The 477-nt window shown below is 71.9% G+C and carries 1 protein-coding gene; it reads right to left on the bottom strand.

Annotation, left to right across the window (positions count from 1 at the left end):
• Positions 1 to 477, bottom strand: a 477-nt coding sequence (locus VG566_RS20395; RefSeq protein ID WP_423172727.1) for an SMP-30/gluconolactonase/LRE family protein, incomplete at both ends; no start/stop codon positions are given.

The following is a 477-nucleotide window of genomic DNA, read 5'->3' as shown; positions in this document are numbered from 1 at the left end:
CCGGTGACCAGGTGGTAGTCCTCGGTGTCCACGTCCAGGTCGTGCACCAACCGGCCGGTGTCGTCGAAGGCCTGCACGCGCACGCTCCGCTTCGGCTTGGGCTGCACGAGCTCGGGAAGGCGGGTCGCGGCCTTGCGCACGAACATCGGCGCCCGGTCGCGCAGCACCTCCACGACCGGATCCACCGGCGAGGCGATCGTGACCCAGATCAGGCCGTCGCTGCCGCGCGAGATGTTGTCGGGGTAGCCCGGGAGGTCGCTCGCGAGCAGGTCCGTGGACCCCGCCCTCTCCCCCGTCAGCCACCGGCGTACGACGGTCCGGCGACCCGTCTCGGCCACGCACACGAAGGACTCGTCGGCGGCCAGGGCGACCCCGTTGGCGAAGGCCAGCCCGTCCACGTGCACCTCGACGGTCCCGTCCGCACGACGGCAGAGCAGCCTGCCCGTCTCGGTGTTCTCGACGAGGTCGGCCTTCCAC

The organism is Stenotrophomonas sp. CASM114, assembly GCF_049384325.1.
In the GTDB taxonomy this organism is placed as follows: Bacteria; Pseudomonadota; Gammaproteobacteria; order Xanthomonadales; family Xanthomonadaceae; genus Stenotrophomonas; species Stenotrophomonas muris.
This window is presented reverse-complemented; position numbering and strand designations above follow the sequence as displayed.